At 68.3% G+C, this 21,757-nt stretch carries 24 protein-coding genes; 13 read left to right on the forward strand and 11 right to left on the reverse strand.

Going from position 1 to position 21,757, the window contains the following annotated elements; genetic code table 11:
* Position 1 precedes the first annotated feature (1 nt).
* From paaD to paaA, 4 genes are read right to left on the reverse strand one after another with little or no spacing between them, the layout of a single operon-like run.
* Positions 2 to 532, reverse strand: a complete 531-nt coding sequence (paaD, locus tag ACP3TD_RS15880) for a 1,2-phenylacetyl-CoA epoxidase subunit PaaD (protein ID WP_426763948.1) — start codon at positions 530 to 532, stop codon at positions 2 to 4.
* Positions 529 to 1,443, reverse strand: coding sequence for a 1,2-phenylacetyl-CoA epoxidase subunit PaaC (paaC, locus tag ACP3TD_RS15885; protein WP_426763949.1), 915 nt, complete (start codon positions 1,441 to 1,443; stop codon positions 529 to 531). The genes paaD and paaC overlap by 4 nt, the downstream gene beginning before the upstream one ends.
* The gene (gene paaB, locus ACP3TD_RS15890; RefSeq protein WP_426763950.1) at positions 1,440 to 1,820 is read right to left on the reverse strand and encodes a 1,2-phenylacetyl-CoA epoxidase subunit PaaB; all 381 of its coding nucleotides are present in this window, start codon (positions 1,818 to 1,820) and stop codon (positions 1,440 to 1,442) included. The genes paaC and paaB overlap by 4 nt, the downstream gene beginning before the upstream one ends.
* Positions 1,817 to 2,836, reverse strand: coding sequence for a 1,2-phenylacetyl-CoA epoxidase subunit PaaA (gene paaA / locus ACP3TD_RS15895; protein WP_426763951.1), 1,020 nt, complete (start codon positions 2,834 to 2,836; stop codon positions 1,817 to 1,819). The genes paaB and paaA overlap by 4 nt, the downstream gene beginning before the upstream one ends.
* Before the next feature lie 415 nt (positions 2,837 to 3,251).
* Here paaA and ACP3TD_RS15900 point away from each other — a divergent pair, with 415 nt between their 5' ends.
* The 8 genes from ACP3TD_RS15900 to ACP3TD_RS15935 all read left to right on the forward strand — a co-directional run bounded on the left by ACP3TD_RS15900 (position 3,252) and on the right by ACP3TD_RS15935 (position 11,764).
* Positions 3,252 to 4,532 carry a hypothetical protein gene (locus ACP3TD_RS15900; RefSeq protein WP_426763952.1) on the forward strand — a complete coding sequence of 427 codons (1,281 nt, stop codon included), beginning with the start codon at positions 3,252 to 3,254 and terminating at the stop codon, positions 4,530 to 4,532.
* 215 nt (positions 4,533 to 4,747) lie between these two features.
* Entirely contained in the window at positions 4,748 to 5,452 is a 705-nt protein-coding gene (locus ACP3TD_RS15905) for a hypothetical protein (protein ID WP_426763953.1), read from the forward strand.
* Between the two features lie 48 nt (positions 5,453 to 5,500).
* Positions 5,501 to 6,277, forward strand: a complete 777-nt coding sequence (locus tag ACP3TD_RS15910) for a hypothetical protein (protein WP_426763954.1) — start codon at positions 5,501 to 5,503, stop codon at positions 6,275 to 6,277.
* Positions 6,278 to 6,321: 44 nt separating this feature from the next.
* Positions 6,322 to 7,647: a hypothetical protein gene (locus tag ACP3TD_RS15915; protein WP_426763955.1), complete on the forward strand. Its 1,326-nt coding sequence runs from the start codon at positions 6,322 to 6,324 to the stop codon at positions 7,645 to 7,647.
* 2 nt (positions 7,648 to 7,649) lie between these two features.
* A complete protein-coding gene (locus ACP3TD_RS15920; protein ID WP_091722551.1) occupies positions 7,650 to 9,212 on the forward strand; it encodes a hypothetical protein in 1,563 nt (520 codons plus the stop codon).
* Positions 9,213 to 9,231: 19 nt separating this feature from the next.
* Positions 9,232 to 10,341, forward strand: coding sequence for a hypothetical protein (locus ACP3TD_RS15925; protein ID WP_426763956.1), 1,110 nt, complete (start codon positions 9,232 to 9,234; stop codon positions 10,339 to 10,341).
* A complete protein-coding gene (locus ACP3TD_RS15930) occupies positions 10,341 to 11,162 on the forward strand; it encodes an amidohydrolase family protein (RefSeq protein ID WP_426763957.1) in 822 nt (273 codons plus the stop codon). The genes ACP3TD_RS15925 and ACP3TD_RS15930 overlap by 1 nt, the downstream gene beginning before the upstream one ends.
* Positions 11,153 to 11,764, forward strand: coding sequence for a hypothetical protein (locus ACP3TD_RS15935; protein WP_426763958.1), 612 nt, complete (start codon positions 11,153 to 11,155; stop codon positions 11,762 to 11,764). The genes ACP3TD_RS15930 and ACP3TD_RS15935 overlap by 10 nt, the downstream gene beginning before the upstream one ends.
* Positions 11,765 to 11,818: 54 nt before the next feature.
* On the opposite strand, the gene ACP3TD_RS15940 is transcribed toward ACP3TD_RS15935, so the two are convergent.
* Together ACP3TD_RS15940 and ACP3TD_RS15945 are read right to left on the reverse strand one after the other, a co-directional pair.
* Complete coding sequence (locus ACP3TD_RS15940) at positions 11,819 to 13,261, reverse strand: sigma-54-dependent transcriptional regulator (protein WP_426763959.1); 1,443 nt, start codon at positions 13,259 to 13,261, stop codon at positions 11,819 to 11,821.
* A 169-nt stretch (positions 13,262 to 13,430) separates the two neighbouring features.
* Positions 13,431 to 14,369, reverse strand: coding sequence for an AfsR/SARP family transcriptional regulator (locus ACP3TD_RS15945; protein WP_426763960.1), 939 nt, complete (start codon positions 14,367 to 14,369; stop codon positions 13,431 to 13,433).
* Between the two features lie 419 nt (positions 14,370 to 14,788).
* Here ACP3TD_RS15945 and ACP3TD_RS15950 point away from each other — a divergent pair, with 419 nt between their 5' ends.
* From ACP3TD_RS15950 to ACP3TD_RS15965, 4 genes are read left to right on the forward strand one after another with little or no spacing between them, the layout of a single operon-like run.
* The gene (locus ACP3TD_RS15950; RefSeq protein WP_426763961.1) at positions 14,789 to 15,550 is read left to right on the forward strand and encodes a phosphatase PAP2 family protein; all 762 of its coding nucleotides are present in this window, start codon (positions 14,789 to 14,791) and stop codon (positions 15,548 to 15,550) included.
* A 10-nt stretch (positions 15,551 to 15,560) separates the two neighbouring features.
* Positions 15,561 to 16,256, forward strand: a complete 696-nt coding sequence (locus ACP3TD_RS15955) for a DedA family protein (protein ID WP_426763962.1) — start codon at positions 15,561 to 15,563, stop codon at positions 16,254 to 16,256.
* A gap of 4 nt (positions 16,257 to 16,260) precedes the next feature.
* Positions 16,261 to 16,944: a response regulator transcription factor gene (locus ACP3TD_RS15960; protein WP_426763963.1), complete on the forward strand. Its 684-nt coding sequence runs from the start codon at positions 16,261 to 16,263 to the stop codon at positions 16,942 to 16,944.
* Positions 16,941 to 17,927, forward strand: coding sequence for a sensor histidine kinase (locus ACP3TD_RS15965; RefSeq protein WP_426763964.1), 987 nt, complete (start codon positions 16,941 to 16,943; stop codon positions 17,925 to 17,927). Before ACP3TD_RS15960 ends, ACP3TD_RS15965 begins: the two co-directional genes overlap by 4 nt.
* Before the next feature lie 124 nt (positions 17,928 to 18,051).
* Here the strand turns inward: ACP3TD_RS15965 and ACP3TD_RS15970 are convergent, their stop codons facing one another.
* The 4 genes from ACP3TD_RS15970 to ACP3TD_RS15985 all read right to left on the reverse strand — a co-directional run bounded on the left by ACP3TD_RS15970 (position 18,052) and on the right by ACP3TD_RS15985 (position 20,819).
* Entirely contained in the window at positions 18,052 to 18,396 is a 345-nt protein-coding gene (locus tag ACP3TD_RS15970) for a YciI family protein (RefSeq protein ID WP_426763965.1), read from the reverse strand.
* A gap of 120 nt (positions 18,397 to 18,516) precedes the next feature.
* Positions 18,517 to 19,275, reverse strand: coding sequence for a phosphotransferase (locus ACP3TD_RS15975; protein WP_426763966.1), 759 nt, complete (start codon positions 19,273 to 19,275; stop codon positions 18,517 to 18,519).
* Between the two features lie 63 nt (positions 19,276 to 19,338).
* Entirely contained in the window at positions 19,339 to 19,755 is a 417-nt protein-coding gene (locus ACP3TD_RS15980) for an MmcQ/YjbR family DNA-binding protein (protein WP_426763967.1), read from the reverse strand.
* 269 nt (positions 19,756 to 20,024) lie between these two features.
* Positions 20,025 to 20,819 (reverse strand): sigma-70 family RNA polymerase sigma factor, encoded by a 795-nt coding sequence (locus ACP3TD_RS15985; RefSeq protein ID WP_426763968.1) that lies wholly within the window; start codon positions 20,817 to 20,819, stop codon positions 20,025 to 20,027.
* Positions 20,820 to 20,978: 159 nt separating this feature from the next.
* Here ACP3TD_RS15985 and flgN point away from each other — a divergent pair, with 159 nt between their 5' ends.
* Positions 20,979 to 21,506, forward strand: coding sequence for a flagellar export chaperone FlgN (gene flgN / locus ACP3TD_RS15990; protein ID WP_426763969.1), 528 nt, complete (start codon positions 20,979 to 20,981; stop codon positions 21,504 to 21,506).
* A gap of 15 nt (positions 21,507 to 21,521) precedes the next feature.
* Here flgN and ACP3TD_RS15995 read toward each other — a convergent pair whose 3' ends face one another.
* Positions 21,522 to 21,755, reverse strand: coding sequence for a carbon storage regulator (locus ACP3TD_RS15995; protein WP_364311144.1), 234 nt, complete (start codon positions 21,753 to 21,755; stop codon positions 21,522 to 21,524).
* Positions 21,756 to 21,757 lie beyond the last annotated feature (2 nt).

A 21,757-nucleotide genomic window follows, 5' to 3' on the forward strand; every position in this document is an offset into this window, starting at 1 on the left:
CTTAGAGGACTTTGAAGTAGTCGAACGGTTCCTTGCAGTCCTGGCACACATACAGGGCCTTGCAGGACGTGGACCCGAAGCGGGTGAGTTCCTTGGTGTTCAGGCTGGAGCACTGCGGGCACTTCACGGCCATTTGCAGCCGGATGGGGCCGGCATGCCTTGCCGCGTTGGACATGCCCGACGGCGGGGCGATGCCGTACTCCTGCAGCTTCGCCTTGCCGGCCTCGGTCATCCAGTCCGTGGTCCAGGCCGGGGCGAGGACCAGGTCCACGGTGACGTCCGCGTAGCCTTCTTTGGCGAACGCAGTGATCACGTCGTCCCGGATGGCGTCCATGGCCGGGCAGCCCGAGTACGTGGGGGTGATGGTGACGGTGATTTTTTTATCCGTCACCTGCACGTCCCGCAGGATGCCCAGGTCCTCGATGGTGAGCACCGGGATCTCCGGATCGCACACCGTGGCGGCGATGTCCCAGGCGTCCTGCCGCGGGGTCCGGGATCGGGATTCGAAGTCCGAAATGTACACGGCAGTCACCAGCTGGCTCCGGGATGCTCGCGGGCCAGCACCTGCATTTCCGCCAAAAGGTAGCCCAGGTGCTCCGAGTGCCTGCCCTCGCGGCCGCCGCCGGGGGCCGCCGGAACGTCCGGCACCTCCAGCTCGGCTTCTTGGAGGACTTCGCCGGTGAGGCGGTCAAAGTCCTCTTTCAGGCTGGAAGGCGCGACGGCGGCGCCCGCCTCGGCGAGCCTGGCTGTCAGTTCGTCGTCGCGGAACAGTTCCGCAACGTATGGCCACATGGTGCGGAGGCCGTGGATCATCCTTTTTCTTGATTCGTCTGTTCCGCCGGCCAGGCGCAGTATCCACTGGGCGCTGTGGTCCCGGTGGTAATCCACTTCCTTCACGGCCTTGGCGGCGATGGCGGCCAAGGTAGCGTCCGTGGATGCGGTGAGGCGGCGGTACAGCTCGAACTGGTAGTAGCTCACCACGAACTGGCGGGCGATGGTGGCCGCGAAGTCGCCGTTGGGCTGCTCGAACAGCTGGACGGACCGGAACTCATGCTCGCGGCGGAAGTAAGCCAGGTCATCTTCGGACTTGGGGGTGCCGTCCTCGTTTGTCATGGTGGCGCCGGCGTAGGTGAGAAAACTGCGCGCGTGGCCCAGCTGGTCCAGGGCGATGTTGCCCAGGGCGATGTCCTCTTCGAGCTCCGGGGCGCGGGAGATCCAGTGGCCCAGGCGCTGGGCGAGGATCAGGGCGTCGTCACCGATGCGCAGCGCGTATTCCGCCACATCCTCGGTGGGCTTGGCCAGGCCGGTTTTGACCTCGAGGGCGATGTCCTCCGGGCGGAGGGCGTTGCCGGGGGTGATGCGGGTGGCGCTCGCGTTTCCGTCGCCGCCGGCCACACCGGTGGAGATGTCGCCGTGGCCTGTGGTGGTTTCGGGGGTGCTCACAGGTGCTTTACCCCTTCGCTCTTGGTGTAGTACGTGGCGTGCCGGTAGTCCTTGCCCTGCGGGGACTCGAAGAAGCTGCCCTTGGAATCGGGATCGCTGGCGGCGATGGCGTCGGCCGGGACAACCCAGATGGAGACGCCCTCGTTGCGGCGGGTGTAGAGATCGCGGGCGTTCCTCAGGGCCATTGCGGCGTCCGGGGCGTGCAGCGAGCCGGCGTGCACGTGGCTCAGGCCGCGGCTGGACCGGACGAAGACCTCCCAGAGGCCCCAGGCGGAGCGGTCATGGTGCTCCTGCGGTGCAGGGGAGACTTTGGGGGCTTCGCGGTTGATTTCTGCGGCGCCGCTTGCGGGGGCTTCCGGGTTGCCGTGGGGACTCATGCTGCGTATTCCTTCTGCTGCTTTGCTGACTGTTTTGCTGCGTAAGCCGCCGCTGCTTCCCTAACCCAGGCGCCGTCGTCGTGCGCTTCCCGCCTGCGTTCCAACCGCTGGGCGTTGCAGGGACCGCGGCCGGCAAGAACTTCCTGGAATTCGTGCCAGTCCAGCGGGCCGTGCTCCCACTTTTTGGTGTCCTCGTTGTAGCGGACCTGGTCATCCGGGAGGGTGAGGCCCAGGACCCGGACCTGCTCCACCATCATGCCCACGAAGCGGCTGCGGAGTTCGTCATTGCTGAACCGCTTGATGTTCCAGGCCATGGACTGCTTGGAGTTGGGCGAATCGTCATCCGGCGGCCCGAACATCATCAGCGCCGGGGCGTACCAGCGGTTCACGGCGTCCTGCGCCATCTGCTTCTGCGCTGCTGTTCCGTTGGAGAGCTCCAGGAGGATCTCGAAGCCCTGGCGCTGGTGGAAGGATTCTTCCTTGCAGATGCGGACCATGGCGCGGCCGTAGGGGCCGTAGGAGGCGCGGCACAGCGGGACCTGGTTGCAGATGGCTGCACCGTCCACCAGCCAGCCGATGGCACCCATGTCCGCCCAGGTGAGCGCGGGGTAGTTGAAGATGCTGGAGTAGCGGGCCTTGCCGGCGATGAGGTCGTCCATCATCTTGTCCCGGCTCTGGCCGAGGGTCTCGGCGGCGCTGTAGAGGTAGAGCCCGTGGCCGGCCTCATCCTGGACCTTGGCCATGAGGATGGACTTGCGCTTCAGGCTGGGGGCCCGGGAGATCCAGTTGGCTTCCGGCTGCATGCCGATGATCTCCGAGTGGGCATGCTGGGACACCTGGCGCAGCAGCGTTTTGCGGTAGGCGGCCGGCATCCAGTCCTTGGGCTCAATGCGCGAATCCTCGGCGATAACGCGGTCGAAGTGGGCCTGGCCGGCTGTGTCCGCTTCTTGCTGGGCCGCCTGGGCCTGTTCGGTTGTGGGCTCAGCGGGCACTGACTGCAGGTTCTGCGCTGCCATGGTTGCTCCTATGCAATGACCTTCCGGGACGGCGCGGATTTATTTACCGACCGTTCGTTCAGGATATGCGGAAGCATTTGGGGGCGTCAAGCGTGCCTCCCCTTTTCGACGCGCGCTCACTTGTGGCGGCTCCCCCTCCGGACGCGGATGCCTTTCGCGCCGTCCTCCCCAACTGGGTCGCAATAGATGTCGTTATGGGGGCTCAAAACGACATCTACTGCGACCTAGTTGGGCGGGCACCCTTCGAAGCATCGCGGGAATTCGCCACCGTGGGCGGTCCGGCGTAACGCTGCAGTAACGGCCGTTGTGACAAATGGAAACGAACCAACCTGAAACCAATGAACGCGCGTCCCCTGGGAAACGCCAAAAGTGAGCGCGCGTTTGAGGGGGTACTGAAGGGGCCATGGCAAGCGGAGTGACGAATCAGAGCCTGCAATTGCAGGCCGGCGTCCATGCTGAACTTCGGGCGCTGCCCGGGCTGCTGAACGCCATGGGCATGCTGGCCATGACCCACGATGAAGTTACCCAGGCTACCGAGCGTGCCCTCGCGGAGAACCCGGTCCTGGAGCGCGCCGACGGCCACCCCTGCCCCGGCTGCGGCAGGCACGTCGCCTCCGGAACCTGCCCCCGCTGCACGGGGCGGGCCACCGCTGCCCAGTTCCCCGGCGGCATGGAACCGGCCTATGACCCCTTCGCGACGCTTGAAGCCGACGCCGGAACGGAAGTCCGGTCCGACTGCCGCCACGCGCTCACCCTGGTCATCGCGCACCTGACCCCACGCGGGCTCCTCGACGCCGGACCGGAAGCGATCGCCGCAGCTGAAAACCTGGAGCCCGGGCACGTCCACGAAGCCGTCCGCGCCATCAAGGCCGTGGGCCCGCCCGGCATCGCCGCCACCAGCATCACCAATTTACTGGCCGCCCAGGCTGACGCGCTCGCAGAGCAGGGCCACGTCCCGCCCTGGCTCCCCCACCTGGTTCGCGGGCACCTCGGCGACCTGGCCGCGGGAAGCACTGCCGTCGTCGTACGCGCCATGGGACTGACCGAGGCCCAGGTCCGGGAAGGCCTGGCGCTCATCAAGGACCAGCTGAAGCCGTTCGTTTCCGCGGAAACTGCGTCCGTTGCAGAAGCGGCTCCAACCGCGGACGTGTTCCTGTACAGACGGCCGGACGGGTCCCTGGAGGTGGAGGTGCCGGCGAGCGCCTGGTTCGGGCTGCAGGTGGCGGACCTCTCCGCCGGCCTGCGCGGGGCGTCAGGCACCACCGAGGCGGCGCAATGGCTCACAGAGCATGAACTTGCGGCGCAGCGGCTCCTCTACCAGATCGACCGCCGCGCCGGCGCCCTGCTCCGCATCACCGAATGCGCGGTGACGCACCAGAAGGACTTCCTGGACCGCGGCACCGGGCACCACAAACCCTTGACGCGGACCGCCGTCGCGCAGGAACTCGGGCTGCACCCGTCCACGGTGAGCCGGGCCGTCAGCGGCAAGCGGCTCCGGCTGCCCGGCGGCACAGTGGAGGACCTCGCCTGCATGTTCGGCAAGGGCCTGGCTGCGCGGGCTGCCTTGCGGGAATCAATCACGACGGCGGGTCCCGCCTCGGACGAGCATCTCCGGGAGATGCTGGCCCGCGGCGGGTTCAGCGTCGCCCGGCGGACCGTGAACAAGTACCGTCACACGCTGCAGCAGGGCGCCTGAGCGCAACTTCGCCGCACCAGCCCCACGCGAATCTATTTTCGCCGCGGCGAACCCCCGTTCGGCCCCGCGCTTGTCAGCGCCCGGAAACCCGGCCCCGGAAACCGCAACCCAAGCCCCCAAAGGGTTGGCACGAATTGTGCAGTAAGAGGGTATGCGGTGTTCCGCGGTGGCGCCCCCAACGGCGGCGCCTGCAAGACTCCGGAAAGGAAATACTCATGCACGACATCGATAGGGCACTGTTCGAAGGCCAGGACGAAGGTACCTGGGGCGAGGTGATGGATGAGGAGTCCGGTTACTCCTTCGAGGACGAGTCACCGTTCCAGGGCGAAGACGCCGGCGAGGCCGGGGGCCTGTGGGGAGAGGCGGACAGCCGCGAAGCCGACGAGCTCGCCCTCGCCGCGGAACTGCTCGAAGTCAGCGACGAGGACGAACTGGACCAGTTCCTCGGCGACCTGGCCAAGAAGGCCTTCTCCGCCGCCCGCGACTTTGCCGGCAGCGCGGCAGGACAGGCCGTGGGCAACGTGCTCAAGTCCGCCGCCAGGAAGGCCCTGCCCCAGCTGGGACAGGCGGTGGGCAACTACTTCGTCCCCGGCGCCGGCGGCCAGGCCGGACGACAGGTGGGCAAGTGGCTGGGCAGCAAGTTCGAATCCGGCCTGCAGCTGGAGGGCCTCTCCGCCGAGGACCGCGACCTGGAAACTGCGCGCGCCTTCGTCCGCTTCGCCACCGACACCGCACAGCGGACCGCCGCCACGCCCAAGAGTGTGCCCGCCGTCCAGGCAGCGCAGCAGGCAGCCACCGCCGCGGCCCGGCAACACCTCCCCGGCCTCCTCAAACGCCCCGGCCAGCCCGGCCAGTCCGGACGTTCCGGCGGCCGGTGGATCCGCCGCGGCCGCAACATCGTCATCCTCAACGCACGCTAACCCGGCACAACCCACCCCCGAGCACCACCCAACCCAAAGGACATTGCCATGAGCACCTACTACGAGACCGAGTCCGCCAGCCCCTGGGCGCAGGAAGAAGAGGACGAAGGCGGCTTCAGCGGCTACGAAGGCGAATCGGACCACGAGGGGAACCTCGAAACCGAACTGGCCATGGAACTCCTCAGCGTCAGCTCCGAGGAGGAACTGGACCAGTTCCTGGGCAGCCTGGCCCGCAGCGTGGTCCGGGGCGCCTCCAAGTTCATCAAGTCCCCCATCGGCAAAGCACTGGGCGGCGCGCTCAAATCGGTGGCCAAGACGGCGCTGCCCATCGTGGGAGGCGCCATCGGCTCCTTCGTGGCTCCCGGCGTCGGGACAGCCATCGGCAGCAAGCTCGGCTCCATGGCCGGCGGCCTGCTCGAAGCCGACGAAGCCGAGTCCATGGACGAATCCGAGGCCGAGGAAGAAGCCGCCCGCCGCTACGTCCGGTTCGCCCGGGCCGCCTACCGCAACGCCGCCCGGACCCCCGTCTCAGTCCCACCCAACGTGGCCGCCCGCGCCGCAGCCACCGCAGCCGCCCGCCGCTACGCCCCATCCCTGCTGCGCGCCCGCCAGGCCGCCCGGCGCGGAAACCAGGGCTACCGCGGCGGCACCCGGATCTACAACAACCAGTACTCCGGAGCCACCTGGGGCGCCCCGGACGAGGGCTGGGACAGCGGCCAGCAGAACGGAAATTCCGACGCCGGCCAGGGCGGCGGCCAGGACGGCAGCGCGGACGAGGGCCGCTGGATCCGCCGCAACGGGCGCGTCATCCTGCTGGGTCTCTGACCGGCGGAGCGGACACGGCAGACGGCTGACGGCAGGCGATCGAGGTGGACACCAACAGCATCGGCACGGCGCTGATCGAGAGTGAAGCGACCGGCCTGATGTCGCGGCTGGACCAGATCAAGCCTTTCGTCATGCACGAAACAATGGTCCTCGCCGCCGCCCTCCCCCGCGACGCCCAGCTGCTGATCGAACGGTTCCTGCACACCGGACGCCACGAACTGCGTGTCCAGATCGGGGACTTCCTCGACTGGCTGCACAGCGACGGGCGGACCGCCACCCCCGCCGAACAGCAGCGCCGTTTCGTCCTCATCCGCCTCCAGTTCAACGTGGTCCTGTCCCAGTTCGACATGTTCACCGAGGTGGTCACCCAGCGCAGCGAACACTCCACGGGGGTCTGGCTTTCCGGGCTGGACATCCTCGCCCAGGATGCGCTGCGGCTGGGACGGTACGACGACGGCGACGCACGGCTGGTGGTCTACCTCGCCCGGGGCGCGGGTGCTGCGATCCGGCGCGCCAAGACCCGGCTGCCCGGCGGCAAGCCCAACCCGGTGGGCATCATCCGGCTACCCCGGGAGCGGATGGTGGGCAGCGGGATCGCATCCTCCCTGGCGCACGAGGTGGGCCACCAGGGGGCCGCGCAGCTGGACCTGGTCACTTCACTTCGGGCCGAGCTGGACCGGCGGGCAGCGCAGGACCCGGACGGCGGCTGGGACGTGTGGTCCCTCTGGATCAGCGAAATCGTGGCGGACATGTGGTCCGTGGCCACGGTGGGTATCACCTCCACGGTGGGCCTCCTGGCGGTGGTCAGCCTTCCCCGCTATTTCGTGTTCCGCCCCGGCGGCACCGACCCCCACCCGATGCCGTACCTGCGGGTGCTGATCTCCGCGGCACTGGGCAACGCCCTCTACCCACACCCGCAGTGGCGGGAGCTGGCGGCGGTGTGGCGGGCGATGTACCCGGTGGCCGGCCTCCCGGACCACCACCTCGCCTGGATCAGGAAACGCGAGTCCCATATCGGCAACCTGGTGGAGGTCCTCATGAACCACCCTGTGGCCTTGGCCGGCGGCCGGAAGCTGGGCACCATCTGGCCCGTCCGCCAGCGGCAGCCCGACCGGCTGCTGAGCCTGCACGAAGCCTGGGGCAACGATTTCGGCATCATGGCCCGGCAACGGCCCGCCCTGGTGTTCGCCGTGCTGGGCCAGGCGAAGGCCGCCGGCCGGATCACCGCCGGGGAGGAAAGCGCCCAGCTGTCATCCCTGCTCACCGCGTGGGCCGTGCGCAGCAGCCTGGACCTCATGGGCAGCCCCGCACCACCGGGCCTGCTCGCACCGCAGAACCCCACCACACCAGCACTACCAACAAGGAGATAGCCATGGATTTCAATCGACGGCCGGTTGCACCGGTTTACGCCGGACAGGACGTGGGCATCCGGTTCCAGCTGGAATCTTCGGACCCGCTGGGCGACTACGACTTCCAGGTCCTGGACGAACGGGGCAGGAGCGTGCCCATCGGCGGGAACAAGGGCGGCGTTTTCAGCAAGACCATGAGCCGCGGCAAGGCCCTGGACCTGAAAGTCCAGCTTCCCGAGGCCATGGAGTACAGGATCCGGTTCCGGCCCAACATGCGCGGCATCGTAGGGAACTGGACCATCATCGACCGGATCGATGTGCAGGCGCCCGAGTCCGCACCGGTGGTCAAGGTGGCCCTGGAACCGAACGCCTCCCCCAACAGCGGCCATTCCCAGCTTTGGGAGTTCATTTCCGGGGTATCCGGGAACCTGACCTACACCAACTTCGCCGCATTCGCGAAGACACGGAAGAAGAGCTTCAATGCCTTCCCGCCCTTCGGCGGGATGACGTACCAGAACCTGCACGCCCTCTCGGTCGAATTCGTTTCCAAGGGGGCGCTGGGCAACAAGTTCGGATCGGGCAAGAAGGGCACCAGTTGGGGACCGGCCCCGCACAGCAGCCAAGCCATTCCGCTGTCCTACGTCAGCGACCAGGACAAGGACCTCGCCAGCCCGTTCCCGAGCGGCATCCCCAACGGCCCCTACCCGCTTGACCTGGTGCCCTTCGTCGAGTTGATCTACGTGTACTGGCTGGAGGAGGGCATGCTGTTCCAGTCGCTGAACCGGATCATTGCCCGGTTCCAGAACCGGCGGACCCCGGCCGGCGGGGACGCGTTGTCCCGGCTCGCCGTCAGCCCGCTCCTGCCGCTGAGAGGCCTCCTTTGGGGGCTGGCCGAGGCGGAGAAGGACCGGCTCTCGCTGCGCCGCCGCGCCGCCGAGTACGAGTACCAGTACGGGCTGCAGCTTATCGGCCGGGCCATCCCGCCGTCGGAGACGCTCGTGGAACGGCGGACCCAGTTCCTGGACGCCTTCCATGGCCTGCTCAACGCCTGCCACCGCTACTACAAGGAGTTCAGCGACAAGACCGTGGACGCGGACGCCTTTCCGCTGCTGAGCAACCTGCAGGAACTGCACCTGGTCCTCGCGGCCGGAGCCAACAACCAGTTCGCCGACGTTTCACTGACCGCCCGGATCGAGACCCTGGACGTGCAGTGGATGCTGGCCCAGCCGGAGATGCGCGAGTTCCTGGGCGGCCGCACCATGGTGCCCTACCAGGAGGAATGGATGGGCCGGGTGGACACCATGAAGCTGATGCAGGAGTGGGCCGATACCAGCGTGACCCACTTCTACGACCTGGCCGTCCACGGCGAGCAGCTGCTGCTGTCCGTCCGCCACGGCCGGTGGAACGAGTCGGGCATGGCCAGCGACGACGCCAAGAACTGGGCGCTCAAGTGGAAGCCGTCCGTGCAGCGCTACATCCACGCCTACCGGGCCGTGACAGGGGCGGACCTCAGCGAGCGGGTGGACACCACCATGCCGTCCGCGCTGCTGCAGCGCCGGCTGGCCCGGAAGCTTGTGCGGTACTAGGCGAAGGCCGGGTCAAGAGATGCCTAGCCCGCTGCGCGGGACGGACTTCACCTCCGCACTGTTCCTGGGCCAGCGCCACCCCAGCGCCTCACTGGCGCCGTGGGCGGAGTTCACCGCGGGGGTGCCGGCAGCGCTGCGGGAGCTGCCGGCCGCCGCGGACCTCGCCTCAACTGTGGCCGCCCGCCAGCACGCCGGCGCCGGCCTGGTGGCGCGCTCCGCACTGCACGGCATGATGGACGTCCTGCAGTCGCTCCCCCGCCCCGGGGACCTTCTCCTGGTGGACGAGGGCGCCTATCCCCTCACCCACTGGGCCTGCCGGGCCTCCGTATCCCGCGGCGTGCGGGTGGCGACATACCCGCATTTCCGGCCGCCCGCCGTCGTGCCCTCAACGCGGACGTGGCTGGTGACCGACGGTTGGTGCCAGGGCTGCGAGCGGCCTGCTCCCCTGGCCCGGCTGCAGACGCTGGCCGGAAAGACCGGCGGCCGGGTGATCGTGGATGATTCGCTGGCGTTCGGCGTACTGGGCAGGAGGAATCACGACGGCGGACGTCGGCCAGGCGGGCACGGCGGCCTTGGCGATACGGACTTTGCGGGCGGCGGCTTTGGCGACGGGACCGGCACGGCGCGCTGGCTGGGGCTGAACCACGAGCATGTGCTGTGGCTGGGGTCGCTGGCCAAGGCGTACGGCACCCCGGTCACGGTGATCACCGGCGACCGGGCCGCGATTGATCTGCTGGCCCGGCACGGGGAGAACCGGATGCACAGCAGCCCGCCGTCGGCCGCCGACCTTGCCGCCGGGATCGGGGCCCTCCGCAACGGCCGCCTCCCCGCCCTGCGGACCAAGCTGTGGCGGCTGACCCGGTGGCTCCGGCAGGCATTCCGCGGGCTGGGGCTGCCTCCGATGGGACAGCCGTTTCCCATCGTGGGAACCCCGGTGGCGTCGCTGCCGCTGGCGCGACGGTGGCATGCGGCCCTGGCTGCGAGGGGTGTGGAGGCACTCGTCCAGCTGCCCCGCTGCCGGCCCGGTGCCGTGCTGTCCGCGGTGGTGCGGGCCGACCACACTCAGGCCGAACTCGACCGGCTGGTGCGCGGACTTTCCGCCGTGGCGCGGGACAGGCGGGCGGCCTGATGGACATCGTGGACTCGCACGTCCATGTGGGGACCGCCGGGGTGCCGCTGGGCCCTGCCGACCCCGCCGCCTCCTTTGCGCTGTGGCGGAGGCGCGCGGCCGCCGTCGGGATTTACCGGGCCGTGCTGATGGCCGCACCCGTGGGTGCCTACGCTGCCGCCAACCGGACCGTGGCGAACCTGGCCGGGCGGGCCCCGCGCCGGTGGCTCTGGTACGTGTTCGTCAACGCCACCGAGGACCGGGGACGGGTAGGCACCATCGTGGCGGAAGCCCACGGCCGCGGCGCCTGCGGGATCAAGGTGCACTGGTCCGACGGGCCGGCGACGGACGAGGTGGGCCTCGCCGCGGAACGCCACCAGATGCCGGTGCTCTTCGACCCCGGCGGCGACGTGGAGCAGGTTGTGTGGCTGGCAGAGCGTCATCCCGGGGTGGCGTGGATCGTGCCGCACCTGTCTTCCTTCTCCGATGACTGGCGGGCCCAGAGCCGGCTGATCGGTGCGCTGGCCATGGTGCCCAACATCTTCACCGACACCTCCGGAGTGCGGTACTTCGACCTGCTGACGGAGGCGGTGGCCCGGGCGGGGGCGCGGAAAGTGCTGTACGGCAGCGACGGCCCCTACCTGCACCCGGCCCCCGAACTCGCCAAGATTTTCGCGCTGGACCTGCCGCCCGCCGAACGGGCCCTCATCCTGGGCGGCAACGTCCTGCAGCTGACCGGCCCGGCGCGGAGGACCGGCGGGCGCCGCACCGCCTTCGCGGGCAATGGGCGAAGTCGCACCGATCAAAGTGGCACCGACAGGAGGAACACGGCATGGCTATGAAAACAACCGGGCTGACCGTCGGAGGCAAGGCCGTCGGCGGGCCAGGACTTGCGGAGATCAAGCCGCACAACGATGCGGCGATCCGGAAGGGCCTGTATCAGCTGCAGCGCTACGTGCAGCAAAGCGCGGCGGCCCGGGGAACCTCCACGGGCAAGCGGCCGGCGTGGATGGCGGGCAGCGAACCGGACCGGACCTCGGTGTGGCTGGTCACCTACTCGCCCTGGTCGGACAAGGGCCCGCCCACCCACGTGAGGGTGTTCGCGCATGAGCTGAAGCGCGACGAGCTGCTGAAGAAGGGCCCGATGCCCAGCCTGGAACGGCTGCTGGTTTCGCGCCGGGAGCTGGCCAAGGTTGAGCTGCCCAAGACGATGCCGTTCCCCCACCCTGGCAAGCCGGATCTGTTCGGCCTGGCGGTGGAGCCGCTGGTCCGGCAGCGGTTCGCCGGCACCTTCCACCGGCCGCAGCAGAGGCCTCAGCGGCTGCGCAGGAAGGGACCTGACGTGCTCTGGCGGGAGCTGGGGGATCTGTTCCGGGAACTCGCCGACGAGACCGGCGACCGGTACTGGCGGGAAGTGGCCAACGAGCTGTCCCACGGCGTTTAGGTGCCGGCGCCAGCGCTTGGCTCGCCGGTGGCCCGCCACTGGAGCTGGCGCTGCTCAGGAACCGTCCTGCGGACCTGCTGACGAAGCTGCCTCCGGTTCCGCCTGCGGCCCTGCTTGTGGCCCTGTCTTGCGGGCCTTCCGCTGCTGGACGGCGCGGTCCGTGAGCCCCAGCATGGAGGCGGCCGCATGGACGTTCCCGCCGCTGCGCTCCACCGCCAGCGCAACGGCTGCCTCCGCGGCGTGCTCCTTGATCTCGCGCAGCCCCAGGCCCGCGTCAACGGCCCAAGCCACCGCCGCGGTGAGCGGATTCGCGGCGGAGGTCCCGCCGTCGTACGCGTCTTTGCCCAGCGGCCCCCGGGATGGTTGCGGCCTGTCATCGCGGGGAACGTCGCCGGGGGTGATGGCGCCGGGGCCCACGTGCCGGGCGGCGATGCGGAAGGCGAGCTGCCTGAGGTCCCGGAGGTTGCCGGGGTAGCTGCGGCTGACGAGGGCGTCCTGGACCGCCGGGTCCACCTCGGGATCGGTCCGGGCCCCAGTGGCTTCGCGGCAGAACCTGGCGAACAGGCAGAGGATGTCCTCCAGCCGGTCGCGGAGGGGCGGCATGGTGACCACGGAGGCGGCGATGCGGTGGTACAGGTCGGTGCGGAAGCCGCCGCCGGCCACTTCGCTGAGGAGGTCGCGGTTGGTGGCGCAGATGAGCCGGAACTTGCTGTGCAGCCACCTGTCGCCGCCCACCCGCTTGTATGTGCCTTCCTGCACCACGCGAAGCAACTCCGGCTGCAGTTCCAGGGGAAGCTCGCCCACCTCGTCCAGGAAGAGGGAACCCTGGTCCGCGCCGGAGCAGGCACCCGTGCGCACGCTCACCGCACCGGTGAACGCACCGCGCTCGTGTCCGAACAGTTCGCTCCCCATGAGCGTGGGAACAATGGTGGTGCAGTCCACCACCACCAGGTTGCCGCGCTGGCTACTGACGGCGTGCGCCACCCGGGCCGCCAACTCCTTGCCTGTTCCTGTCTCGCCCTGGATGAGGATGGGCGCAGCGCCGAACTTTGCTGCCACTACTAAATCCCGGAGGGCCGCCCGGAGCGCAGGGCTCTGCCCGGCCAGCCGCTCCCGGACCGGCTGGGAGTCCAGGACCGATTCCACCTCTTCCACCCGCTGCAGCCACGCCATCACCGGCTCGGCGTGCCCGTGCCAGGCAACACACTCCGCTGCCCCTGCCTCGAGGACCGGCCAGGGTTTGAGGCGGCCGTCCGGTGGGCCGATGACCATCACCCGGCACCGGCCGTGCTCCGCAGCCGCGAGCGCCGCCTCCAGGTCCCGGGTCAGTTCCTGCGCCACGATCAACCCCGCTGCCGCACCGCTGCCCGGCGCATCAACGGGATCCAGCGCGATGTCCCCGGCACGGAGAGTTGCTATCGCCTCCCCGGCCCAGGCCTGCCGGCCACTGAGGTCCATCACCCACGGCATCGAGCCCCTCGCAGTTCCGCCGCCCACGTTGCGACCGCCTGAGGAAGGAGACCACGGCCGGCGTTACTGCCCCGTTACCGGTGCGTCCCGTCGCGCGGACCGGTAACGCGGGTGTGCCGATCTTGCGTCAATCTTTCCGTAAAAACAGCGGGTTGCAGACGGTTCCTGCAGCATGATCAGGGCTACAGAGAAGGAGTCAGGTGACAGCATGATCGACGACAGCGCCCCCGCCGGTTCCGCCGCTCCCGCCAGCGGCGGGACGCTTGTCATCCGCACGTGGATCGAGGCCGACGGCGACCCCGCCTTCCGTGCCCGGGTGACCTTCAGCGAAGGCCCCGGACGCCACGGCAGCCTCGCCGCCGCCGACCGGGAGCAAGTGGTCCAGGCCGTGCGGGAGTGGCTGTGGGACCAGAACGGCTGAATAGTCCACCGGTGTTTTCCGGCCGCTGTGCACCTGCGGATGGACCGGGCCCTGGACTTCGTCGATGAGTTTCACGAGTTCCTCGGAAGGCACCACGCCCATTTCCTGCCACAGGCTCACCGCATACTTTTCATACGCCAACAGGCCTGAGGCGGAATTTCCCATCCGTATTTCGGCGATGACCAAAGCCCGCACTGCGCTCTCATAAAGCGGTTCAATATCCAGTGCGGCCACCGCGGCTTCCGCCGCGCCTTCACAGTCACCTGCCGTCAGCAGCGAGCGGGACAGCGTGGTCAGGGCCCAGAGCCGGGACTGGCGCAACCGGCCTTCCTCAAAGACCACCCAGTCCTCGTACCACCCGGGCAGCAGCTCGGCCCCGCGCAAGTCGAGGAGCGCCCGGGCGGCCTGCCCGAAGCCGGCGGAGCCGTCCTGGAGCAGGGCACGGACCCGATGCAGGTCAACCTGCACCGCAGGGTCCAGGGCGAGCATCGGTCCGTTTTTTGCCAGCAGCCCCGGCACCTGGCGTGTCACCAGATGGGTGCTGACCCTCAGGCTTTCCAGCGCCCTCGGCTCAGGGCAGTTCGGCCACAACAAACCGGCCAGATAGATCCGCAGGCTGGGCCCGTGGACGGCAAGCACGGCGATGAGACGCTGCTGCCTGGCGGCAACGCGGACAATTTCTCCGTCACGGCGCAGTTGCCAATACCGGAGCAAATTCAATTCCAAATGTCCACAGACGCCATTGCCCACGGGACACCTCGACCGGTTTAAAGTACCTGAAACACGTAGGAACGAGCATCCCCAGCTTGAAATGGAAAGTCAATGAACGTTAGCCCCTAATCAGGTTGGGAGGGCTGTCTCTCATAAATGGCAAGAACGTCAGCGCTTTGCTCATCCGGACGGCACCCACACCGTGCGCTCCCGCCCGGTTACAGGTTCCCGCCCAGCCACGACTCGCAGGCCAACCGGCGTGTTGGGGGTTTCCGGCCGCTGGCCTCGGGCAGTAACTGGGCAGGAATGCACACTTGCCCGGACTGCAACGGGCACAGGAGTTCTTAAGCCTTTCTTAAGGACGCCTTGGGAGGGTTGAACGTGGGCCGGACAGCGGCCTGATCCCCTCCCCAAGGAAGCCGATGCACCAGCCAACAGACAACTCACGTGGTCAACAGCACCCCGCGCCCACGGCTTCCCCGGCCGTCGGCACCCGGTTCCGGGCACTCCCCCAGCCCCGACACTGGCTGCCGGTGGGAGCGCTGCTGTGCGCCGCCGTCGCGATGATTGGCCTGGCCGTGCAGCTGCTGCCCGGCGATACCGCCGCAGAACTGGGATTCGACCAGGCCCTCAGCCTGCACCACGCCGCCGCACTGACTGCCGTGGCCATGGGGATCAACCTGCTGTTCGGCCCGGTGGCGGGGCTGCTGCTCATCGCCGCCACCGCACTGGCCATCTGGGTGTTCCGGCGCGACCTGACAGGCGCCGTGGCGTTCGGCCTCACGGCATGCTCGGGCTGGGTGGCGAGCGAGGCCTTCAAGCTGATCTTCGCCCGGCAGCGGCCCAACCCGGCCCTCCTGTTCGACCCCCTCGCCCCGGAGACCGGCTCCAACAGCTTCCCCAGCGGCCACACCTGCTTCGCCGTTGCCCTGGCATTCGCGCTGTACTTCCACTTCCGCGGCACCCGCTGGGCCAAGACCGTGGCCGTGGCCGGTACGTTGATGGCCGTGGTGGTGGCCTGGTCCCGGCTCTACATCGGCGTGCATTACCCCACGGATGTGGCGGCGTCCTTCCTGGCCGCGAGCGCCGCAGCGGTCCTGCTCGCGGGGCTCTGGAACCGCTTCGCCCCGCAACTCCTGGAGCGCCTCCCCGCCGCCACTATGCGCCCCTCGGGCCGGATCTAAGGGACCACACATGCACAACATTCTTGCTTCAGGCGTGGTTCACGCCGCCGGTTCACCGTCCCTGCTGGACCCGGCCAGCCTGCTGGAAGGCCTGGGGCCGGCGGCGCTGGGCGTGATCGCTGCGATGGTCTTCATCGAATCCGGCGTCCTGTTCCCGTTCCTGCCGGGCGACTCGCTGCTCTTCACGGCCGGGCTCCTGCACCAGCAGCTGCAGCTGGCACTGCCCGTGCTGATCGGCGTGATCACCGCGGCCGCCATCGCCGGTGACCAAGTGGGCTACATCATCGGGCGGAAGTTCGGCCGCCGCTGGTTCAAGGACGATGCCCGCATCCTCAAAACGGCGCACCTGACCGCCACCGAAGACTTCTTCCGCCGCCATGGAGGCGCCGCCGTCGTCCTCGCCCGTTTTGTGCCCATGGTGCGCACCTTCGCGCCGCTCACCGCCGGGGCCGCCCGCTACGAATACCGGTCCTTCGCACTGTGGAACATTGTGGGCGCGGCAGTCTGGGCGACGTCCGTGACGCTCCTGGGCACGTGGCTGGGGCACTACGAGATCGTGGCGAAGAACATCGACGTCATCGCCGTGGTGATGGTGCTGGTCTCCGTGGTGCCGTGGGTGGTGGAGTTCCTGAAGCGCCGCCGCAAAGCTGCTGCCGCTGACAGCGCCGCCGCTGACATCGCAACCGGGCCGGCTGGGAAAGAATAGGCGCATGACAACCGCGGAACGGCTGGCCCTGCTGCTCGTTGAGGACGATCCTGTGCTGGGTCCGCTGATCGCCGAGCTGCTGGAGCCGGACTATGCGGTCCGGCTGGCCGCCAACGGGCAGGAGGGCCTGCACCTGGGCCTCACTCAGCCGTGGGACGTGATGGTGATTGACCGCGGCCTGCCCGTGATGGACGGGGTCAGCGTGATCGCCGCCCTGCGGTCCAAGGGCGTGGCCGCACCGATCCTCATCCTCACTGCGCTGGGCGACACGGACCAGAAAGTGCAGGGCCTGGACGCCGGTGCCAATGACTACATGACCAAGCCGTTCGACGCCGGCGAGCTGGCCGCGCGGCTGCGCGCCCTGACGCGGACGTACAGTACGCCCGACGACGGCGGCACCGCCTTGGTGGGCATCGGCACCTGGGAGCTGGACCCGGCGTCGCGCGCTGTCCGGTCGGTGTACGGCGACACGGTGTCGCTCACCGCGAAGGAGGCCGAGGTTTTGGCTGCCCTCGCGGCCGAACCCGGCCGCGTGTTTACCCGCGACGAACTGCTCGCGGACCACTTCCACCCCACGGACCAGCCCGGGGTGATCGATACCTACGTCCACCATCTGCGGCGGAAAATCGCCCGGACGGTGGTCCGGACCGTGCACGGCGTGGGCTACCAGATCGGCGACCCGTCATGACGCCGGCTCCCGCATCCGGCGACGCCGAGACGCTCCGGCGGGCCTCGCTGAAGGTGGCCCTGCGGATCACGGCAGCGTGCGCGGTGCTGGTGCTCTGCCTCCTTGCCGCCGCCACCGCCTTCCTGATGTACAAGCTCGCCAACCCTGTGCTGCCGGGGTCCACGGCGCCCGGGAAGGCCTACACGTACCTCGATTCGAAGGACCTGATCGAGGGCATGATCCTGGCCGGGCTGGCAGGCGTTGTGCTGGCCGGGGTGGTGGGGTGGCTCAGCGCCCGCAGCGCCATCCGCCCCCTGGGTGAAGCGCTGGCCCGCCAACGGCAGTTCGTGCAGGACGCCAGCCATGAACTGCGCACGCCCCTCACCATCCTGGACACCCGCATCCAGCTCGCCCAGCGCAAGGCCGAGCCCGGCTCCGAAACCGGGCAGGCGCTGGCACGGATCAGGGAGGATGCCGGCACCATGACCGGGATTGTGAACGAGCTCCTCCTCGCGGCCACCGGGGGTGCTGCTGAGGCCGCCAATCCCGTGGACGTGGCCTCCGTGGGCCGGTCCGTGGCGGCTGACCTGCAGGACCTCGCGGAGCAGCAGGGGATCCGGTTGGCATTCACCTCCAGCGGTGCCCCCTCCGCGCGGATCGATCCCGGTTCCCTGCGCCGCGCGGTGCTGGCCCTGGCGGACAACGCCCTCACCCACACGCCCGACGGCGGGAGCATCACCATCAGCGCGTCGGTGGAGGGATCGTTTGCGGTGCTTCAGGTGTCGGACACCGGGGCGGGGATCACCGGTGTTGACCCGGACCGGATTTTCGACCGTTTCGTCCGTGCACCCGGGCCCGGCAACGCTCCTGGAAAGCGGAGCTTCGGGATCGGCCTGGCCCTGGTCCGCGAGATTGCTTCCGGGGCAGGGGGCACCGTGAAAGTGGCCCGCACCGGGCCGGACGGGACCACCATGCGGCTCGCCTTGCCGGTGGCTCGGGACTGATGTTTAGACCTGTCCCGGCACTGATCTCCGAATGCGACCCGCATGCTCGACTTCGCCCGGGATATATCCGGTGCGCTGACGAATGTGCGGGTCGAAAACGCATTTGCGCAGCGGGGCCGGGCTGTCAGCTGGCGGGATCGTACATGAACTCGCGCAGCTCCTGCGCGCAACGGCATGCCGCCGCGATCTTCGCAGCCCACTGCTCGGCCTCCGCCCGGGTGGGCACCTCCAACACGGTAAACCCGCCGGTGATGTCCGAGCCCGGGTAGGTGTCCGTGCCCACCGAGCCGTCGGCCTGGACCAGCACGGGAGCGATGTCCTCCGCAATCCCGCCGCCGAAGACGTACACGCCGGCAGCTTTGGCCTCCTCGATCACAGCATGGGACTCGGCCACCACAATGGGAAACTCCTCTTCAGTGAGGTTCATGGCTTGGCCCTTGCCCGGAAAGGAAATCAGGTACTTGGTCATGGGTCGATAGTGCCACGCGGCCCCTCACCCGGGAAGGCCCCGATCACGGCTCCGCACATGGGTCGTTGCGCGTGGCCGGCGAAGCGCCGGCCCGGGCGTTACGGACACGGACGACGGCGGTCAGGCGCCTGGTGCGAGCGCGTCCGCCCAGGCTTTTTGGTTCCGTTCGACGTACTGTGCGGCCGCCTGCCAGTGGGCACCGTGTCCGTTGACGAACATGTCCGCCCAGGGCTGGAATCCGGACTGGTGGGAGGACTCCAGGAGCTGGTGCATGGCCGCCGTCCGCCGGGCCATCGCAGCGGGAAGCGCCGCCCGTAAGGAGGCATCGGCATCGTACCCGTCCACCACGGCGCGAAGCCTGAGCGCCGCGTCCTGCACCGGTTCGCCTTCGACCAGGAGCCCGAATGACTGTGCCGAATACGCCAGGTCCCACAGCCGGGTACTCGGGCCGGCACCGTCCCAGTCGATGAAAACCCAGCGCTCGCCGATGATGAGGTTCCAAGGTGCGAGGTCGTTATGGCACATCAGGTCCGGCTTCCCGGCGGGCAGCAGCATCTCCCAGGAATCCGGGTTGGGGATGGCAAAGGCTTCGCTGGCGTCGTGGATCCTCCGGATCATGCCGCCCACCCGGGCCAGGTCCTGCAAGCCCAGCGGCAGCTGGTCCATGGCCGACTGGCCGCTGATGAACTCGACTACGGCCCGGCCTTTGTGGTCCCGGCCGAGCGGCTGGGGAACGTCCACATCCGCCTGCCGCAGCGTGGCCAGGTAGGCCTGCACAGCGGACGAGGTATCCAGCCAGGGTTTCCGGACGGTATTTCCGACCCGGACAACGCCTGCGGACGCGTTCCCGCCGGTCAGCTCCTGCTCATCAGCGCTCACCCGGCCACCCTACCCGGGTGCGGCCGTCCGGACGGTGCTGGCCGCCGTCGTGCACTCCCGCAGTCAACGGCCGGCGAAGAACCCGGCGGACAGCTTCTTCGGCGCCCGGGTGGCCCAGGCTTCCACCAGGATCTCGGCCAGCTCATCCCGGGAGATCTCACCGAGGCGGGATTCCTGCACCAGGACGGCGTTGTACCCGTCGAAGTGGGGGATGGTGAAGAACGGAACGGACGGGTCCTCCACCAGGGCTTCCTTGGCGGCGTCGTCCGGGACCATGATCACCAGCAGGTCCTGGTACTGCTCCCCCGTGTCCGGGTCCACCGCCGTCTTGTGAGGTGCCCGGTACAGCACGAAGCCCCGCCCTTTCGGCCCGCGCGGCACTTTGTAGGTGGGCCGGTCGCCCCAGGAAATCCCGAGCTCCACCTCGGGCAGGCCGCTGCAGATGGCATCGATGTCTTCGGGTACGGCCATGCGTTCCATGGCCACAACGTAGCCCCGCTCCACGGACGACGGCAATACCGCAGGCCCGTGCCTGACACGTGGGGCGCCCCGGAGCAGCCCGGCGCTTCATGTACCCGATCTGTCCCCCGGTGGGCGCCGCCGTCGTACGCGTGGGAGGGTGGCGACGCGCACCCCGCGAAGTCGCCGCGCATAATCGCTGGGGCACCCACAATCCGGGGTCCGCAGACGAACATCCGCGTCGAAATTGATAGAGCGAGTCGAGAACGAGCGCAGCAGAAGCAGGGGAACTAAGCGGAGAGGACCGGACGGGTGATTCCGCCCAGCGTCGCGACGCCCATCTGCGTCATGTAATCGCTCCTGCGCTTGGCGTTGATCCTGGACTCCGGCGTGTACGCCGCGGCGGGGTCGTCAGCGTAATGGGCCGCCAACCCGTCCCGCATGAGCCGGATGGCCTCGGACCGCTGCTGGGACACGGCAGCGTGGGTGGATCCGAGTTCCTCGGAAAGTTCCTTTACAGTGCGCCCGGCAAGGTAGATCTCTTCGACGACGTACCGCATCTTCGCCGGCAGGGCATCCACAGCAGCGCGCAGGTACTTGACCCGCTCATCAGCCAGGACTGAATGCTCCGGCGAGGCGGTCTCCGCGGCGTAGGTTTCCACAATGACGTCGTCCAGCGGAGTCAGCGTCCGGGCGGCATCGGCCAGGGCAGCCTCCACGACGCTTCGCTCAACTCCCAGGGCGGCCGCCATCTCGGACACGGTGGGGTTCCGTCCGAGCAGGCCTCGGAGGGTTTCCTCCACACCCATCGTTTCCTTGATGCGTCTCCGGACCGAGCGGGTAGCCCAGTCCTGGGAGCGCATCTCATCCGCGAAGGCACCAATGATGCGCCGCCGCGCAAAGGCCCCGAAGGGCACTCCCATGGCGGGATCGAAGGAATCCGCGGAGGTGATCAGGGCGATGGAACCCACCGACGCCAAATCGTCGCGTGACAAATGTGATGCCTTGGCGCATACCTCTGAGACCAGGTAACCGACTAGCGGAAGGTGCTGTAAAACCAGCCCGTTGCGTTGTTCGCGATTCAAATGTAAGTCCCCCCACGAGACCCGAAGTGATGGTGCTGCCGCGCAGCACTGAGCGAAGAATATCACTTATTCGCCATTCAAAGAGTGTAGTCTCAAGTAAACGTTTGAGGGCGATTCGCATCCGCCCGTCAGGCCGAACCTGAAGACGATCGGGGGACCATGGGGGCAGAGGGACTTTCAGCGTCCCTGTGGCGCGAGAGACGCCAGCTCGAATTGCTGCTTTTCCGGCTTGAAACACAGCTGCTATACCTGAACGCCGGCCACACCGAGTGGCTCACTTTCACTTCAGCTGACCTGGAATCCGTTTTGCAGAACCTTCGATTCGAGACTCTGGCACGCAATGTTGAGGCCGCCGGAGTGGCTGCAGAATGGAACGTACCTGGGGAAGCCACGCTGCCTGGTTTGGTGGCCGCGGCGCCGGAAGGGATCCTGGGCGAGCTGCTGACCAAGCACCAGCAGGAAATGGCCAGCCTCCTGCAGCGCATCGAATCCGCCAGGGAAGCAAACGTCGGAGCACTGGACTCGGCCATCAAAGGATTTGCCCGCGATGCCGACGCTGCCGTGAACTCACCGGAACCGGCCGACGAACTGGGCTACCTGGCACAGCAGTCGGCGGCCACCCGCGCACTGGAACTGGTGGACGAATGTTCACAACCGCTGGTGAAGGAGTTCCTGGGGCTGGGCTGAGGCTCCCACAGACAGCTAGCCGGCCGGCGGCAGGAAGGACTTCAGCAGCTCTTCGGTTTCCGGTCCGGCCTGCGACGCGGCCACGTTCGCCGCTGCGATGGCTTCCACCACCTCGCTGCGCTGGATGGTCACACCCCTGGGCGCCTCGATCCCGATCCGCACGCCATCGCCGCGCCCCTCCATGACGGTGATGACAATGTCATCACCGATCATGATCTTCTCGCCCGGCTTGCGCGTCAGAACCAACATGT

It is taken from the genome of Pseudarthrobacter sp. 1G09 (genome assembly GCF_050038305.1).
GTDB classification, from domain to species: domain Bacteria; phylum Actinomycetota; class Actinomycetes; order Actinomycetales; family Micrococcaceae; genus Arthrobacter; species Arthrobacter equi.